We start from the raw sequence: 16472 nt of genomic DNA on the forward strand, positions 1-16472 counted from the left end.
CACCAGGGAGACATCATGAAGAAGAATTTCAATCCAACACGACGTAACCTGATACTTTCCGCCGGCGCCACCGCGGCCTTGGGCGCCATGGGAGCCACGCCCGCCTTTGCCAAAAGCAAGGAAATCAAGATCGGCTACGTCTCGCCGCAAACGGGGCCCCTCGCACCGTTCGGCGAGTCCGACAAATGGGTCATAGCCAACCTGCAGGACATGTTCAAGGCCGGCATCGAGGTCGGCGGCAAGAAGCTGCCGGTCAAGGTGCTGCTCAAGGACAGCCAGTCCTCGCCCAACCGGGCTGGAGAGGTCGCCAACGACCTGATACTGCGCGACAACGTGGACATGATCCTGGTTTCGTCGACCCCCGAAACCGCCAATCCGGTTTCGGACGCCTGCGAACTCAACGAGGTGCCCTGCATTTCCACCGTGGTGCCCTGGCAGTCCTGGTTCTTTGGACGCAAGGGCAATCCGGAGAAGGGCTTCGAATGGACCTATCACTTCTTCTGGGGCCTGGAAGACGTCATCGAAAACTACACCAACGGCTGGAAAAGCGTGCAGACCAACAAGAAGGTCGGCGGCCTGTTTCCCAACGACGGCGACGGCAACGCCTGGGGGGACAAGAACATCGGCTTTCCCAAGCCGCTGTCGGAAATGGGCTTCACCCTTACCGATCCGGGCCGGTTCCAGAACATGAACCAGGACTTCTCGGCCCAGATCGCCGCCTTCAAGAAGGCCGGCGACGAAATCGTCACGGGGGTCGTCATTCCGCCCGATGCCAAAACCTTCCTTACCCAGGCCCAGCAGCAGGGCCTCCATCCCAAGGTGGTGACGCTGGGCAAGGCCTTGCTGTTTCCAACCGCCGTCGAGGCGCTGGGCAACCTTGGCAATCTCGTTTCGACCGAGGTCTGGTGGTCGCCGTCCCACCCGTTCAAGTCCTCGCTGACAGGCAAGACCGCCAAAGAGGTCTGCGCCGCCTACGAGTCGGAAACCAAGCGCCAATGGACCCAGCCCATAGGCTTTGCCCACGCTTTGTTCGAAGTGGCGGTCGATGTGCTGAAGCGCGCCAAGACCCTGGACAACACCGGCATACGCAACGCCATGCTGGCCACCAGCACCAACACCCTGGTCGGCCCGGTCAAATGGGGCGGCAAGGGTCCGTTCAAGAACATATCCAAGACACCCCTTGTCCTGGGCCAATGGGTAAAGGGCGGCAAGTATCCCTACGATCTGGTCATCGTCAACAATCAGGCCTACCCGTCCATCCCCGCGGGAGGCAAGCTGCAGTTGATTTCCTGACCACGGTGGAAAAAACCATGACGACGCTGCTTTCGGTGGAAGGCGTAAGCAAGAACTACGGCGCCCTGACGGTTACGGACAACATCACGTTCACCGTCCCGCAGGGCGCCACGCTGGGCATACTCGGCCCCAACGGGGCCGGCAAGACGACGCTGTTCAACCTTATCGCCGGCGACGTCCGCCAGGACAAGGGACGTATCGTATTCGGCGCCTCCGATGTCTCGGCGATGGCTCCCCACAAGCGCTGCCGCCAGGGGATAGGGCGCTCTTATCAAATACCCCAGCCCTACAACGCCATGACGGTGCTTGAAAACTGCCTGGTCGCGGCCAGCTTCGGCGGCGGCCTCACCGAGCAGGATGCAGGCGCCCGCAGCGTGGATGTCCTGGCACGCACGGGACTGCTCAAGAAGGCCAATCAACTGGCGGGCGGGCTGGCTTTGCTCGATCGCAAGCGGCTGGAGCTGGCCAGGGCGCTTTCCACCGGGCCGCGCCTGCTGTTGCTGGACGAAATCGCCGGAGGCCTGACCGAATACGAAGCCAAGAGCCTGGTCGAGCAAATCATGGTCATCAAGGAACAGGGCGTGACCATGGTCTGGATCGAGCATGTCGTGCATGCGTTGCTGGCCGTGGCTGACACCCTGATGGTCCTGAACTTCGGCGCGAAGCTGGCCGAGGGAGAGCCTGCGGCCGTGATGAACGATCCGCAGGTTCAACGCGTATATATGGGCATGCAAACATGAAGCTGCTGCAAACCGATGGACTCACTGCTTTCTATGGCGACTTCCAGGCACTGTTCGGCATCGACTTCGAGGTTGGAGAAGGCGAGATCGTCGCGGTGATCGGCGCCAACGGCGCGGGCAAGACCACACTGCTCAAGACGATCACCGGATTGCTGGCGGCGCCCGCGCAAGCCGTGCGCTTCCAGGATGAAGCCATAGGCGGCATGACCCCCGCAAAAATCGTGCAACGAGGCATCGCCATGGTTCCGGAAGGCCGGCGCCTGTTTCCCAGCCTGAGCGTCGAGGAAAACCTGCTCATGGGCGCCTACCGCAAGCGTTCCGGCCCATGGGACCTGGCCGCCGTCGGCAGGCTGTTTCCCATACTGAAGGAACGCCGCCATGCGCCCGCCACCGCGCTATCGGGCGGACAGCAGCAAATGGTGGCCATAGGACGCGCGCTGATGAGCAATCCCCGATTGCTGATCTGCGACGAACTGTCCCTGGGGCTGGCGCCCATCGTGGTCAAGGAAATCTACGAAGCGCTCGAAAGCGTCACCGCCAGCGGCCTGACGGCCGTCATCGTCGAGCAGGACACGACCATGGCGCGCAACGTATCCAGCCGCCTGTACTGCCTGCAGGAGGGCAGGGTGTCGCTGACGGGCGCTTCAAAGCAGATCAGCCAGGAACAGATTACCGCCGCGTATTTCGGCCTGCCCGAAAACCCGGCGCCGGAACAAAGGGCCCAAGCATGACTCTCATCGCCATTATCGCGGTCCTGATCCAGGGCGCCTTGCTGGGAAGCCTGTACGCCCTGTTCGCCATGGGCTTGTCGCTGATGTTCGGCGTGATGCGGCTTACCAATATTGCGCACGGCGATTTCCTTATTTTGTCGGCCTTCGGCGCACTGAGCCTGCTTCCCGCGCTGGGGATCCACGGCGCGATGGCTCCGTGGATGGCACTGCTGGCGCTGCTGCCCATTGCCTTCGCCATCGGATATGCCCTGCAGCGCTTCATCCTCAACGGCACGCTGGGCAAGGATCCCCTGCCGTCGCTGGTCGTGACTTTCGGCATTTCCATCGTCATCCAGAACATGCTCATGGAAATCTTCACGGCCGACCCCCGCGCCATCGAAACCGCCGGGCTCAATACGCAAAGCCTGCAAATCCACGAAGGCCTGACCATCGGCCTCCTGCCTCTCATCATCTTCATCGTCGCCATCGCCATTGCGTTCGCCATGCAATGGCTGTTCTCCGGCACGGCGCTGGGAAGGGCCTTCCGGGCCACTTCCGACGACGGCGACACTGCGAAACTCATGGGTGTGGAATCGCATCACATCTATGCGTTGGCCACCGCCATCGCCTTCGTCCTCATCGCCGTCGCTGGCACCTTGCAGGGCATGCGCACCACGGTCGCTCCGGCCGACGGCCCGGCATTGCTCATCTATGCATTCGAGGCCGTCATCATCGGCGGCATGGGGTCTTTCTGGGGAACGTTCGTTGGCGGCATCGTGCTGGGCATCACCCAGGTCATCGGGTTCCGCATCGACCCGGGCTGGGGAATCTGGTGCGGCCATGTCGTATTCCTGGCCATGCTGCTGGTCAAGCCCCAAGGCTTGTTCCCCAAGACACGTTGAGGTTCGACCAATGAAAAAAACACTGGCCGCGCCGGCCGCGATTCCAGGGCCGTATTCCATCCAGCGCCATACCCGCGCCAGCAGGGCAGGCTTCGCGGTTGCGATCGTCCTGGTGGTGTTCGCCGCCGCAATGCCCTGGTGGGCCAATGCCGGCTGGATGCAGGAATTCAACCAGATTGCCTGCTACTTCATCTTCGCCAGCATGTGGAACCTGCTGGCCGGCTACGGCGGCATGGTTTCGGTGGGCCAGCAGGCCTTTCTGGGCTTTGGCGGCTACATGCTGGTCGTGATGGGCAACTTCCTGGGCTTCAATCCATTCCTGGCCGTTCCCGCCGCCGCCGTCCTGACCGCGCTGATCTCCATTCCCGTATCGAAAATCGCCTTCCGCCTGCAAGGCGGCTACTTCGCCATCGGCACCTGGGTCATCGCCGAAGTCTTCCGGCTTACCTTCGCCAATATCTCGGCCATTGGCGGCGGGTCGGGAACCAGCCTGACGGCGCTGCGCGGCATCGAACGCGCGACGCGCCAGTCGGTCACGTTCTGGATGACGCTGGCCGCGGTGGTGGCCACGATTGCCGTCACTTACTGGTTTCTGCGCAGCAAGCAGGGCCTGGCCCTGCTTGCCATACGCGACTCCGAGGTTGCCGCCGAATCGCAGGGCATCGACGTCAAGTCCACCAAACTGTTCGTCTACATCGTCGCGGCGCTGGGCGCCGGCCTGGCGGGAGCTTTGTATTTCCTGGGCAACCTGCGCATTTCGCCCGATGCGGCGTTTTCGGTGAACTGGACGGCATTCGCCATTTTCCTGGTCATCATCGGCGGGCTCGGAACCATAGAAGGCCCCATACTCGGCGCCGTCATCTTCTGGGTGCTGAACCGGTTTTTCTCGGATTACGGCACCTGGTACCTGGTGGGGCTGGGCATCATGGCCATCCTGATCACCACCTTGTTCAAGCAAGGCCTTTGGGGCTATGTCCAGTCGACTTTCGGCCTGCGTCTTTTTCCCGTGCAGCGACGCCTGGAAATCGAGCCCGCCGGCAGCCCGGCCCGGCCCGCCGCGCCACCCCGTCCAGCCAAGGAAGCATCATGATCAACTACGACGAAATAAACATCACCGACGCCGTCAACGCGCGGCTGGCCGACTGCCAGAATCCCCGGCTCAAGCAACTGGTGTCAGGCCTTACCCGCCATTTGCATGACTTCGCGCGCGAGGTCGAGCTGACCGAGCAGGAGTGGGAATTCGCCATCCAGTACCTCACCGAAACCGGCAAGATATGCAGCGACAAACGGCAGGAGTTCATCCTGCTTTCCGATGTGCTGGGCATGTCGATGCTGACTGTGCTGCTCAATAACAGGAAGCCGCAGGGGGCAACCGAATCCACGGTGTTCGGGCCGTTTCACGTTGAAAACGCGCCGTGGTACGCCAATGGGGACGACATCAGCAACGGCGCGGCAGGCCAGCCGTGCTTCGCCAGCGGCACGGTCCGGGACATGGATGGCGCGCCCATCGCCAACGCCGTGCTGGATGTCTGGCATTCGGACGAAGACGGTTTCTACGACGTGCAGCATCCCCACGACAAGCTGGCCGGCAGGGGCAGGCTGCGCGCGGACGAAAACGGCGATTTCCATTTCCGCACCATCAAGCCCGTGGCGTATCCCATACCCACCGACGGCCCCGTGGGCAAGCTTCTGCAAAGCACCAGCCGGCATCCCTGGCGTCCCGCGCACATCCATTTCATGGTGGCCGCCGAGGGCTATTCCACGCTTATCACCCACGTCTTCGACAAGACCGATCCCTATCTGAAATCGGACGCCGTATTCGGTGTCAGGTCGTCGCTGCTGGGCGACTACCAGCGCCATGAAGCCGGCGGAACAGCCCCCGACGGCACGGTCATGAACGAGCCGTTCTACACCATGCATTACGACCTGGTCATGACGAAGCCCGCGGCGCCGGCCAAGACGGCCGGCGCGCAAGACAGCACGGCCGCCGCATAGGCCGTGCCTGCGGCCGGGCCCGGCCATCACCTATCGGTAAAGCCTCCTGGTCCTAGCCCAGGCCCAGCCGCAACGCCAGTGCCGCCAGCGCAACGGCCAGAACCGGCAGGGTCAGGACGATGCCTATCCTGAAGTAATAGCCCCAGGAAATCGTCACGCCCTTGCGTTGCAGTACATGCAGCCACAGCAGGGTGGCCAGGCTGCCTATGGGCGTTATTTTCGGCCCGAGGTCGCTGCCGATGACGTTGGCGTAAATCATGGCTTCCTGGATCGCGCCGCCGGCCTGGCTGCCGTGGATGGACAGCGCGCCGACCAGGACCGCCGGCAGATTGTTCATGATGGAGGAAAGCAGGGCGGCCATCGCCCCGGTCCCGAATGCGGCCGGCCACAGCCCCAGGCTTGCCAGCCACGACAAATAGCCGGAAAGCCATTGCGTAAGGCCCGCATTGCGCAAGCCGTACACGACCAGGTACATGCCTATGGAAAACACGACGATGTGCCAGGGCGCGCCGCGCACGATTCTGCGCGTGCCGATAATATGGGCTCGTCCGGCGACGAGCAGGAGCGCCAGGGCGCCCACGGCCGCCGTGGCGCTTATGGGTATGCCCAACGGTTCCAGAACGAAGAAGCCCAGCAGCAGGCCGGCCATGACCACCCATCCGGCCGCGAAAGTGGCTTTGCATCGGATGGCCCGCTCCGGCGCTTTCAGCCGATCCATTTCATAATGCCTTGGAATGTCGCGGCGAAAGCACAGGAACAGTACCAGCAAGGTGGCGGCTATCGATGCCAGGTCGACGGGAATCATGACCGAAGCGTAGCGTCCGAAGCCAATATCGAAAAAGTCCGCCGAGACGATGTTGACCAGGTTGGATATGACCAGAGGCAGGCTGGCCGTGTCGGCAACGAAGCCCGCGGCCATGACGAAAGCCAGCGTCGCCGCCGAGCCGAACCCCATCGCCGCCAGCATGGCCATGACGATGGGAGTGAGGATCAGCGCCGCGCCGTCGTTGGCGAACAAGGCAGAAACCGCCGCGCCCAGCAGCACGACAAGGACGAACAGCCGGCGGCCCTGTCCCCGGCCCCAGCGGGCCACGTGCAGGGCCGCCCATTCGAAGAAGCCGGCTTCATCGAGCAGCAGGCTGATAACGATGATGGCGACGAACGTGGCCGTGGCGTTCCAGATGATGTGCCAGACCACGGGGATGTCGGCCAGGTGGACGGCGCCGCAAGCCAGGGCCAGGGCCGCGCCGATCAGGGCGCTCCAGCCTATGCCCAGCCCGCGCGGCTGCCAGATGACCAGCACCAGGGTAAAAATGAAAATGGCCAGCGCAACAAGCATCGTTATCACATCAAGGTTGTTATCGTCAAAAAATCCTGCGTCGCGCCACGCGGCAAGGCAGGCGTGCCGCGCACGCCATCCTGCCCGCTACTGCCAGCCATAGCGCCTCACGTAGAGTTTTTTCATGGCCTGGACCAATCCCGCATAACCCAGCAATACCACCAGCAAGAATACAAAATACATGGGCGGCAGCGCCTGCAACTTGAAATAGCCGGCCAACGGCCCCATGGGCAGGAACACCCCGATGCCCATCACGCACGCCGTCATGAGCAGCAAAGGCCACGATGCCCGGCTTTGCAGGAAGGGCACTTTGGGCGTGCGTATCATGTGCACCACCAAGGTCTGCGTCAACAGACCGACGACAAACCACCCCGACTGGAACAGCGTTTGCCGCTCCGGCGAATCGGCCCCGAACCAATACCACATCGCGCCGAACGTAATGATGTCGAAGACCGAGCTCAAGGGGCCGAAGAACAGCATGAAGCGCCGGATGTCGTCGGGCTGCCAGCTTTGCGGCCTGCGCAGCTGCTGTTCGTCGACGTTGTCGAACGGAATGACGATTTGCGATACATCGTAAAGCAGATTCTGTACCAGGAGCTGCAAGGGCAGCATGGGCAGGAAAGGCAGGAAGATGCTGGCCACCAGCACCGAAAACACATTGCCGAAATTGGAGCTGGCCGTCATCTTGATGTATTTAAGCATGTTCGCGAAAGTCTTGCGGCCTTCGATCACACCTTCTTCCAGCACCATCAGGTTTTTTTCCAGCAGGATGATGTCGGCAGCTTCTTTGGCGATGTCCACGCCCGAATCCACCGAAATGCCGATGTCGGCGGCGCGCAGCGCGGGTGCGTCGTTGATGCCGTCTCCCAGAAAGCCCACGACATGGCCGTTCGTGCGCAAGGCCCGGACAATGCGCTCCTTATGGATGGGGGTCAGCTTGGCAAAGATGTGGTGCTCTTCCACGGCCCCGGCCAACTGCCGGTCGTCCATGTCCTCGACCTGCGAACCCAGCAACAGGCTGCGGGCGGGCAACCCCACTTCCTGGCATATCTTCAGCGTCACCAGTTCGTTGTCCCCGGTCAGTACCTTGACAGCCACGCCATGCGCCGCCAGGGCGGCGACGGCCGGGGCGGTCGTCTCCTTGGGCGGATCCAGAAAGGCAATGTAGCCGACCAGGGTCAGGCCCGATTCGTCGGCAATGCTGTAGGCGCTTTTGGCGGGCGGCATTTCCTTGACGCCCACGGCCACCACCCTCAGGCCCTGGCCGTTCAGGTCGGCCGTCACCGCCCGCACCTGGGCCAGGTGCGCGTCCGACAGAGCCTCGTCCTGGCCGCCGTGGCGCACATGGGTGCAAATGCCCAGCATCTCTTCGGCCGCGCCTTTGCAAATAAGCAGATGATGCTCGCCGTGTTCGGCCACTACGACGGACATGCGCCGGCGGTTGAAGTCGAACGGGATTTCGTCCACTTTGCGAAACGCCGAGGCAACGTCCAGGTCTCGATGCACTTCGGCGTGCGCCAGCACGGCGACGTCCAGCAGGTTCTTCAGGCCGGTCTGGTAATAGCTGTTCAAGTAGGCCAGCTCCAGCACTTCGTCCGATTCGGCGCCATAGGCATCGGTATGGCGCTCGAGGAAGATCTTGTCCTGGGTAAGGGTGCCGGTTTTATCGGTGCACAACACGTCCATCGCGCCGAAGCTTTGAATGGCATCGAGGCGTTTTACGATGACCTTCTTGCGTGACAGGAAGACCGCGCCCTTGGCCAGGGTCGAGGTCACGATCATGGGCAGCATTTCGGGGGTCAGGCCGACGGCGACCGACAGTGCGAACAGGCACGCCTCCAGCCAGTCTCCCTTGGTATAGCCATTGATCAGCAGCACCACGGGGGACATCACGAACATGAAGCGGATGAGAAGCCAGCTTACTTTGTTGACACCCGACTGGAACGCCGTGGGGGCGGGGTCGGCGGCCGTGACGCGCTGTGCAAGCGCGCCGAAATAGGTTTTGCCGCCGGTCGTCGCCACCATGGCGGTGGCCGAGCCCGACACCACATTGGTGCCCATGAACAAAATATTGTCCAGGTCCAGCACATTGGCCTGCCGGGGGTTGGAAAGCTCGGCGAATTTTTCGACGGGCAGGGACTCGCCCGTCATCGAGGCCTGGCTGATGAACAGATCCTTGGCGGCCAGCACCCGCATGTCGGCCGGGATCATGTCGCCGGCGGACAGCAGGACGATATCGCCCGGCACAAGATCCTTGAACGGAATCTCGGTCTTGCGCGGCTGGCCGGCGGCGAGAGCGGCCGCCTCGCCGTTCCCGGCGGCTTCCCCGGCGCTGCCGGCAGGGCCGCTGCGGCGCAGCACCGTGGCCGTGTTGCCGACCATGTCCTTGAGCTCGTCGGCCGCCTTGTTGGACTGGCCCTCCTGCCAAAAACGCAGTACCGTGGAAAGCAGCACCATGGCGCCGATGACCAGTGTGGCGGTCTTGTCTTCGGTGACATACGAAATGACCGCCAGCAGGCTCAGCAACAGGTTGAAGGGGTTCTTATAGCAATGCCACAAATGCGCCCGCCACGACAGCGGCTTTTCGTGCCCGATTTCGTTGGGGCCCGTGCGCTCGCGGATGGCCGCGGCCTGATCGTTCGACAAACCGTCCGCGCCGGCGCCCAGGCTTTCGAACAAGGTGGCCTGGCTGCACTGCGCCAGGGCGATCAAGGTGTGGCTCAGAGCCTGCGGGACTTCCTGCAAGGCGCTGGACCTGGACAAAGATCCAAAAAAGGGAAGACGGCGAAAATGCCGGCCGACATGCCGGCTGCGAACGAAGCCCGCAAACAGCTCCTTCAGTATTGCAATATCGGGGTGAAAGATTTTTTTGAAATGCATCGCATGCTCCCGGCCGGCGCGGTAGCGCGCGCAACCAGTTTGCGAACCCGGCAAGGGTCCGCCGATTCAAGCCAGAGGAGCAGATTCGCAAGGCTTGGGGAAAGCCTTGTGTTCCGCTACCCGCCGTTATGGCAAGGCAGCGGCAGAAGACGAAGTTCTGTGACTACCTTGCAGTTGGAAAATCGATACTAGATCGACAACTGGGACTATCCACAGATAAAACTCCGTCACGAAAAATTGAACTAGCGCATTCTAGCGCCGCCGCAAAAGCTGCACAATTGCCGCATAATCAGCTTGGCGAAATAGCAACACATAATCTGCAACCAATCGTATTCTTCAACGGTATCCAACCGCACCCACTCAGCGAGATTATCCATGCCCGAACTAGTCATAGAACCTCGAATCCACGATCTTGGCGGCGGCTATGAGGTCGGCCGCGTCCTGCCGTTCCGCAAGCGCCGGATGATAGGCCCGTTCATCTTCTTCGACCGGATGGGGCCGCATGAACTGCCACGACCGGTTCCCAGAAATCTGGATGTCCGCCCGCATCCCCATATAGGCCTGTCCACGGTCACCTACTTGTTCGATGGGCAAATAACCCATCGCGACAATCTGGGCATAGAGCAGGTCATACTCCCCGGGGACCTCAACTGGATGACGGCGGGCAAAGGCATTGCGCATTCCGAACGCTTCGACGGCATGCGCGATCGGGGAGGGCGTGTCGATGGCATACAGGCCTGGGTGGCCCTGCCTGAAAGCCACGAAGAAGACAACCCCGCATTCAATCACTACAGCGCGTCCGAGCTGCCCCTGTTCAGCGACACCGGCGTCTCGGGGCGCCTTATCGCGGGGCGGGCCTTTGGCCTCGAGAGCCCGGCCACCATTCATTCCCCCCTGTTCTATGCCGATATCGCCTTGCAGGAGGGCGCTTCGATCACGCTGCCAGCAGACTACCCCGAACGGGCAGTCTATGTGGCGGCCGGAAGCGTGCAGGTCGAGTCCGTGGCCTATCCCGCGGGCCAGATGATCGTGTTCGGGGCGGGCCCGGCGCCGGCGGTCAAGGCCCTGGAGGCCAGCCGCCTGATGATGCTGGGCGGCGAGCCGCTGGGCCAGCGCCATATCTGGTGGAATTTCGTCTCTTCGCGCAAGGAGCGCATCGAACAGGCCAAGGCGGACTGGGAAGAAGGGCGGATATTATTGCCTCAATTGGACGATCAGGAATTCATTCCCTTGCCAAGCGCATGAAAATGCCAAACGACAGGCTGAGCGCATGACGCTTCGTTTTACGTAAAAACGGCCCCGAGGCTCGGAAGAGCCTGGGGGTCGTATCTGCAACGGCAGGCCGATAGCAGGTCAACGGTGGCCTCGGTGCCAACCACCGCCCCGCCCGTGCCAGCCGCCGTGGTAATGCCTGCCGCCCCAATAGCCAAATCCAAAATTCAGCGAAACCGGCGGGCCCACGTAGACGGGGGGAGGCGCGACATAAACCGGGCCGGGAGCCACGTAGGCGGGCCCGGATGGGTAATAGGCATAGCCATCGTCCGCCGGTGCATATACTGCGCACCCGCCCAGGACGGAAAGAACAAGAGCCGAAAGAGCGATTCGGCGCAAGGTGCCGTTCATGATTCCATCTGGCCTTATCGAATAGTTGATCAGATAGTATTTTGACCTTCAACCATCCCCACGGTTCATGGCTTTAGCCAACTGTTACACAGTAAACATACCCCAATACCTCGACAATATCCCCGACCGCCCGGCCGTTTTCCAAGCCCGCGCCCAGGGCTTTCATGGCATTTCTAGTAGAAATCATTATGCCTAAAATAATATTTTGTGCATAAAATTACCGGGATAGAACGTACATGAAAACAACGGAGTCCGGATCCCCACTGAACCAAAGGATGAACAATGGCCTATTTGAAAAATACCTGGTATGTTGCCGCCTTGTCGACCGAAGTCGGCGCCGACGAGCTGTTCCATCGAAAAATCCTCGGCACATCGGTACTCATGTACAGAAAGCAGGATGGAACGGCGGTCGCCATGCGCGATCGATGTCCGCACCGGTTCGCGCCTTTGCATCTTGGCAAGAAGATCGGCGACGAAATCGTGTGCCATTACCACGCCCTGCAGTTCGATTGCTCTGGCCAGTGCACGCACAACCCTCACGGCGAAGGCAACATCCCCAAGGCCGCGAAGGTACAGACGTTCCCGCTGCAAGAACGGTACGGGTTTATCTGGATATGGATGGGTGATGAAGCGGCTGATCCCGGCCTGCTGCCAGACTACAGCCCACTCGACGATGGTCCGCCTACCGGCGTCGGCCATACCTATATGCATATGCGGGCCAATTACGAACTCATCATCGACAACGTCATGGACCTGAGCCACATCGACCATGTCCACGGCGAAATCATCTCCACCCGCGGCCAACTGTCGCCCATCGTTCCCCAGGTGCGTGAAACCGAGAACTCGGTGTTTGCGCGATGGGAGTGGAAGCAAACCCCGCCCATCCTGGTATTGGCCGGGTTTTTGCCGCACCCGGAAAAGGAAGCCCGGCACTTTTTCGACGTGACCTGGATGCCGCCCGCCAACATCCAGCTCTCGGTGGGCGGCGCCCAGGGCGACACACCCTTCGAGCAAGGGGTGGGCGCCTACGACCTGCACACGACCACGCCCGAAACCGAAACCAGCACGCATTATTTCTTTGCGACGCGGCGCAACCACAATACCCACGACGCCGACTTCAATGCCATGAAACTCCAGGCCATGCGAGACGCTTTTGAAAAAGAAGACGGCCCCATCATCTACGGCGTACAGGAAGAAATGGAAACCACCGATTTCTTCAGCCTGAACCCCGTTCTCATGTCCAACGACGTGGCGGCCGTCAGGGCCCGCAGGCTGCTCGCCAGGCTTATCGCCAAAGAAGAGGAGGGCGCAGGTGGCAGCGCCGCGCCAGCAGCCAGAACTGCCGCCGCCTGAACCGTCGGACAGCCCTGCGGTCCGGCTCCCGCGCCAGCGGGCGGCGCGAGAGCCTCGACCCATGGCGTCCAGGGATTGCGCGGCGGCTATTGCCCGCGGCACGCCTCGGTTTGGCGCAAACCTCCGGCGCAAAATTCAGGCATCCAGGCCATAAAAGTATGTTACAGTTTTTCAAAATTAGTAATTAGCAGCGTTTGCTTATTACAATAATTGCACAGAAGGCGAGGACGTCTTTGCGGGCTCTTGGTGTTATTGGGGCCTGATTGAACTGAACATGCCCCACCCTGGAGAAGACCTTGTACAAGAAGCTCCCAGCTTTGCTTGCAGCGGTTGCTGCCACCATGACCCTGGCATCCTGCAACGACGGCGGCTCCGATGTCGCGTCCAGCGCCAATACGCCCAATATTCTTTTCGTCATCATGGACGACGTCGGCATCGACCAGATGGCGGCTTTCGGCTACGGCGGCAACACCCCGCCCAGCATGCCCAACATCAACGCCATCGCCAAGGCGGGCGTGCGCTTCCGCAACGCCTGGTCCATGCCTGAATGCTCGCCGGGGCGGGCTTCCTTCTTCGTGGGCCGCTATCCGTTCCGCACCAATATCTATCAGGCCATCGGCCAGAACGACCTGGCCAATTCGCAGTTGTCGCCTTACGACGTCACGGCGCCCAAGCTGCTCAAGCAGGCCAACTACGAAAGCGCCATGTTCGGCAAATTCCATCTTGCCGGCCCCGAGAACAACGAGGCGGGCGATGGCACGCCAGCCGAGCTGGGCTGGGATTATTTTTACGGCTGGATCGGCGGGCTTCCCGGTTCCATCGACACCACGGCGGGCAATGTCGCCCCCGCCGACACATACAGCTGCGGCTTCGTGCCCGGCCATGGCGTCGGCAATGCCGGCGCGGACACCGGCGCATGCTATCAGGCCGACAACTCCTGCACAAAAATCACCCGCTCTTCGCCGGCGGACGACCCGGCGGGCCTGCAATGCCTCACCTCGGGCGGCATCTTCGTGCCCAATCAAGCCTGCGGCGCCACCCATCCCGCACTGAACTTCAACACCCAGAACGCCTATTACGTTTCGCCGCTGGTCATCATCAACAACGGCAAGGTCGAAGATGTACCGCTCACCGACCCCCGCGCCAGAGGCTACCGCACCACCATCGAAACCAATGCGGCCATCGACTGGATCAAGACCCGCTCGCCCAGCAAGCCCTGGATGGCCACGGTCAGCTATAGCGCGGCCCACACGCCCTGGCAGCAGCCTCCCGGCAGCCTGTTCAAGAACCACGACGCGCTCATCGATGGCGCCGATTGCGAAGGCTCCATCGCCGGCAGGGTCATCCAGAACAAGATGACCGAAGCCATGGACACCGAGTTCGGCCGGCTGCTGGTCGAAACCGGCCTGGCCAAGCGCGGGGACGACGGCTCGCTCGTCTACGATCCCAAGGCCAGCAACACCGTCATCGTCATCGTCGGCGACAACGGCACCCTGGGCTCCGCGGTCAAGCTGCCATTCCAGACCGGGCAGGCCAAGGGCACGGCCTACCAGACCGGCGTCTGGGATCCGCTGATCATCGCCGGGCCGCAGGTTGCCCAGCCCGACCGCGAAGTCGACCACATGGTCAATATGGTCGACCTGTTCCAGTTCTTCGGCGAACTGGCCGGCATCGACGCCCACAAGGCCGTGCCGCGCACCCTCGACTCCGTCGGCATCCTGCCTTACCTGACCAACCCCGGCCAGGCCAGCCTGCGCACCATCAACTTCACCATGGGCGGCTACAACCTGCAAGCCAACGGCGGCCGGAACCAGCCTTGCGTCATCAGCGGCAGCTGCACGCAGATTCCCATCAACAAAGGGGTGTGCGAAGACAACGGCGGAGTCTGGTGGGGCGAAGGCTACGACAATGCAAAATCGACAGGCCCTGACACAGACGTGGTGCCCAATGGCGGAGTCGGCTATCGCAGTTGCGCCGCGGTGAATCAGGCACTGGACGGCGCCGGGCGGGATCTTATCGACATCCTGCCCGAAATCTCCACCGCCATTCGCAACGACCAATACAAACTGGTGCAGAACACCTACCAGAACTACGACAAGGCCACCAAGACCATTACCGCTCCTATCGTCGAGGAGGAGCTGTACGAGGTCAACGAAGCCGCGCCCACGCCGCTGCTCGATACGCCCGACCGCAACCTGCTGCCTGCCGCCAATGCGGAAACACAGGCCGCCTACGACGACCTGAAGGCCAAGCTGACCAAAATGCTGGCATCCGAGCCCTATTGCCCGGGCGATGGCAACAAAGACGGCGTGGTCGACGCCAAGGACGTGTCCAACTGGAGCCGCATCGCCAATCAGTGGGGTCTGTCCAGCGTCTACGACTTCTTCGTCAACAACCTTCTCGACGGCAAGACCGACACCAACGACGGCAGCATCGTCCAGAACAACCTGGGCAAGACCTGCGAGAAATCCTATGGCATCTATTAAGCCCGGGCGCCGCCGCAAGTTCATCGTTGCCGGCACGGCGGCGGTTGCCGTACTGGCCGCGGCAAGCGCGGCGGCCTGGCTTGCCATGCCGTCGCAGCCCAAGCAGCCGGCCGCACCCACGGTGATCATCGGCGACGGCGTCTCCGCACCCAAGGACATGGCATGGATCCCGGGCGGCGTTTTCCAGATGGGCAGCGACAGCAAGCTCGCCCAGCGCAACGAGCGCCCGGAGCATCCGGTCAGGGTGCACGGTTTCTGGATGGACGTCACCGACGTCACCAACGACGAGTTCGCCGAATTCGTCAAGCAGACCGGCTACGTCACCACCGCCGAGAAAAAACCCGACTGGGACACCATACGCGTGCAGCTTCCCCCCGGCACGCCCAAGCCGCCAGATAGCGTGCTGGTGCCGGGCGCCATGGTCTTTGTCGGCACCAGAGCCCCGGTCAATCTTGCCGATTATTCGCAATGGTGGCGCTATGTGCCAGGCGCCGACTGGCGGCACCCGCAAGGCCCCGGCAGCTCCATCGAGGGCAAGGGCAACCACCCCGTCGTTCAGGTAAGCTACGAAGACGCCCTGGCATATGCCAAGTGGGCGGGCAAGCGCCTGCCCACCGAGGCGGAATGGGAATTCGCGGCGCGCGGCGGCCTGAACCAGGCCACCTATGCCTGGGGCAACGAGCTTGCGCCCGACGGCCAGCAGCAGGCCAATTACTGGGACAGCAAACAGGGCGCTTTTCCGGTGGTAAGCCCCAAGGCCGGCGGCGCCCACGGCACCATGCCGGTCGGCACCTTTCCGCCGAACGGCTACGGCTTGTCGGACATGACAGGCAATGCCTGGCAATGGGTGTCCGACTGGTACAGTTCCGACTATTTCGCCAAGCAGGCAGCACTCGCCAAGAACGGGCCCATCGACAATCCGCAAGGCCCGGCCAAGTCCTTCGACCCTTCCGAACCTGGCATGCCGGTCAACGCGCCCAAGCGGGTCATCCGCGGCGGCTCCTTCCTGTGCAACGAAAGCTATTGCCTGTCGTACCGGCCCAGTGCGCGGCGCGGCTCCGACCCGGCCAGCCCCATGTCCCATGTGGGTTTCCGCCTGGTCAAGGATGCGCCGGCGCCCCGGCAGGTCGCTTCGGCCGCAACGCGCTGAG

General features: G+C 62.1%; 12 protein-coding genes. 10 read left to right on the plus strand and 2 right to left on the minus strand.

The window, feature by feature from the left end; translation table 11 throughout:
* Positions 1-15 precede the first annotated feature (15 nt).
* From VNT00_RS15775 to VNT00_RS15800, 6 genes are read left to right on the plus strand one after another with little or no spacing between them, the layout of a single operon-like run.
* Positions 16-1293 (plus strand): ABC transporter substrate-binding protein, encoded by a 1278-nt coding sequence (locus VNT00_RS15775; protein ID WP_325589182.1) that lies wholly within the window; start codon positions 16-18, stop codon positions 1291-1293.
* A gap of 17 nt (positions 1294-1310) precedes the next feature.
* On the plus strand, positions 1311-2033 hold the full coding sequence (locus tag VNT00_RS15780; protein WP_325589184.1) for an ABC transporter ATP-binding protein: 723 nt from the start codon (positions 1311-1313) through the stop codon (positions 2031-2033).
* Positions 2030-2764 (plus strand): ABC transporter ATP-binding protein, encoded by a 735-nt coding sequence (locus VNT00_RS15785; RefSeq protein ID WP_325589186.1) that lies wholly within the window; start codon positions 2030-2032, stop codon positions 2762-2764. The genes VNT00_RS15780 and VNT00_RS15785 overlap by 4 nt, the downstream gene beginning before the upstream one ends.
* Positions 2761-3645: a branched-chain amino acid ABC transporter permease gene (locus VNT00_RS15790; RefSeq protein WP_325589188.1), complete on the plus strand. Its 885-nt coding sequence runs from the start codon at positions 2761-2763 to the stop codon at positions 3643-3645. The genes VNT00_RS15785 and VNT00_RS15790 overlap by 4 nt, the downstream gene beginning before the upstream one ends.
* A gap of 10 nt (positions 3646-3655) precedes the next feature.
* Complete coding sequence (locus tag VNT00_RS15795; protein WP_325589190.1) at positions 3656-4735, plus strand: branched-chain amino acid ABC transporter permease; 1080 nt, start codon at positions 3656-3658, stop codon at positions 4733-4735.
* Positions 4732-5640: an intradiol ring-cleavage dioxygenase gene (locus VNT00_RS15800; protein WP_325589192.1), complete on the plus strand. Its 909-nt coding sequence runs from the start codon at positions 4732-4734 to the stop codon at positions 5638-5640. The genes VNT00_RS15795 and VNT00_RS15800 overlap by 4 nt, the downstream gene beginning before the upstream one ends.
* 52 nt (positions 5641-5692) lie before the next feature.
* Here the strand turns inward: VNT00_RS15800 and VNT00_RS15805 are convergent, their stop codons facing one another.
* Together VNT00_RS15805 and mgtA are read right to left on the minus strand one after the other, a co-directional pair.
* Complete coding sequence (locus tag VNT00_RS15805; protein WP_325589194.1) at positions 5693-6979, minus strand: arsenic transporter; 1287 nt, start codon at positions 6977-6979, stop codon at positions 5693-5695.
* An 87-nt stretch (positions 6980-7066) separates the two neighbouring features.
* Positions 7067-9859 carry a magnesium-translocating P-type ATPase gene (gene mgtA, locus VNT00_RS15810; RefSeq protein WP_325589196.1) on the minus strand — a complete coding sequence of 931 codons (2793 nt, stop codon included), beginning with the start codon at positions 9857-9859 and terminating at the stop codon, positions 7067-7069.
* A gap of 375 nt (positions 9860-10234) precedes the next feature.
* Here mgtA and VNT00_RS15815 point away from each other — a divergent pair, with 375 nt between their 5' ends.
* The 4 genes from VNT00_RS15815 (at position 10235) to VNT00_RS15830 (ending at position 16471) form a co-directional block, all read left to right on the plus strand.
* Positions 10235-11104 (plus strand): pirin family protein, encoded by an 870-nt coding sequence (locus VNT00_RS15815; protein WP_325589198.1) that lies wholly within the window; start codon positions 10235-10237, stop codon positions 11102-11104.
* Positions 11105-11764: 660 nt separating this feature from the next.
* Positions 11765-12835, plus strand: coding sequence for an aromatic ring-hydroxylating dioxygenase subunit alpha (locus VNT00_RS15820; RefSeq protein WP_325589200.1), 1071 nt, complete (start codon positions 11765-11767; stop codon positions 12833-12835).
* Between the two features lie 296 nt (positions 12836-13131).
* Positions 13132-15321 carry a sulfatase-like hydrolase/transferase gene (locus tag VNT00_RS15825; protein WP_325589202.1) on the plus strand — a complete coding sequence of 730 codons (2190 nt, stop codon included), beginning with the start codon at positions 13132-13134 and terminating at the stop codon, positions 15319-15321.
* Positions 15308-16471 (plus strand): formylglycine-generating enzyme family protein, encoded by a 1164-nt coding sequence (locus tag VNT00_RS15830; protein ID WP_325589204.1) that lies wholly within the window; start codon positions 15308-15310, stop codon positions 16469-16471. Before VNT00_RS15825 ends, VNT00_RS15830 begins: the two co-directional genes overlap by 14 nt.
* Position 16472 lies beyond the last annotated feature (1 nt).

The sequence above is a fragment of the Eoetvoesiella sp. genome, from assembly GCF_035555955.1.
Lineage (GTDB): Bacteria > Pseudomonadota > Gammaproteobacteria > Burkholderiales > Burkholderiaceae_B > Eoetvoesia.

Excerpts from the sequence above, each read along its gene's own strand:
- VNT00_RS15830 (WP_325589204.1), top strand. The coding sequence starts at position 15,308 with ATGGCATCTATTAAGCCCGGGCGCCGCCGCAAGTTCATCGTTGCCGGC.
- VNT00_RS15795 (WP_325589190.1), top strand. The coding sequence starts at position 3,656 with ATGAAAAAAACACTGGCCGCGCCGGCCGCGATTCCAGGGCCGTATTCC.
- mgtA (WP_325589196.1), bottom strand. The coding sequence starts at position 9,859 with ATGCATTTCAAAAAAATCTTTCACCCCGATATTGCAATACTGAAGGAG.
- VNT00_RS15780 (WP_325589184.1), top strand. The coding sequence starts at position 1,311 with ATGACGACGCTGCTTTCGGTGGAAGGCGTAAGCAAGAACTACGGCGCC.
- VNT00_RS15800 (WP_325589192.1), top strand. The coding sequence starts at position 4,732 with ATGATCAACTACGACGAAATAAACATCACCGACGCCGTCAACGCGCGG.
- VNT00_RS15785 (WP_325589186.1), top strand. The coding sequence starts at position 2,030 with ATGAAGCTGCTGCAAACCGATGGACTCACTGCTTTCTATGGCGACTTC.
- VNT00_RS15815 (WP_325589198.1), top strand. The coding sequence starts at position 10,235 with ATGCCCGAACTAGTCATAGAACCTCGAATCCACGATCTTGGCGGCGGC.
- VNT00_RS15775 (WP_325589182.1), top strand. The coding sequence starts at position 16 with ATGAAGAAGAATTTCAATCCAACACGACGTAACCTGATACTTTCCGCC.
- VNT00_RS15820 (WP_325589200.1), top strand. The coding sequence starts at position 11,765 with ATGGCCTATTTGAAAAATACCTGGTATGTTGCCGCCTTGTCGACCGAA.
- VNT00_RS15805 (WP_325589194.1), bottom strand. The coding sequence starts at position 6,979 with ATGCTTGTTGCGCTGGCCATTTTCATTTTTACCCTGGTGCTGGTCATC.
- VNT00_RS15790 (WP_325589188.1), top strand. The coding sequence starts at position 2,761 with ATGACTCTCATCGCCATTATCGCGGTCCTGATCCAGGGCGCCTTGCTG.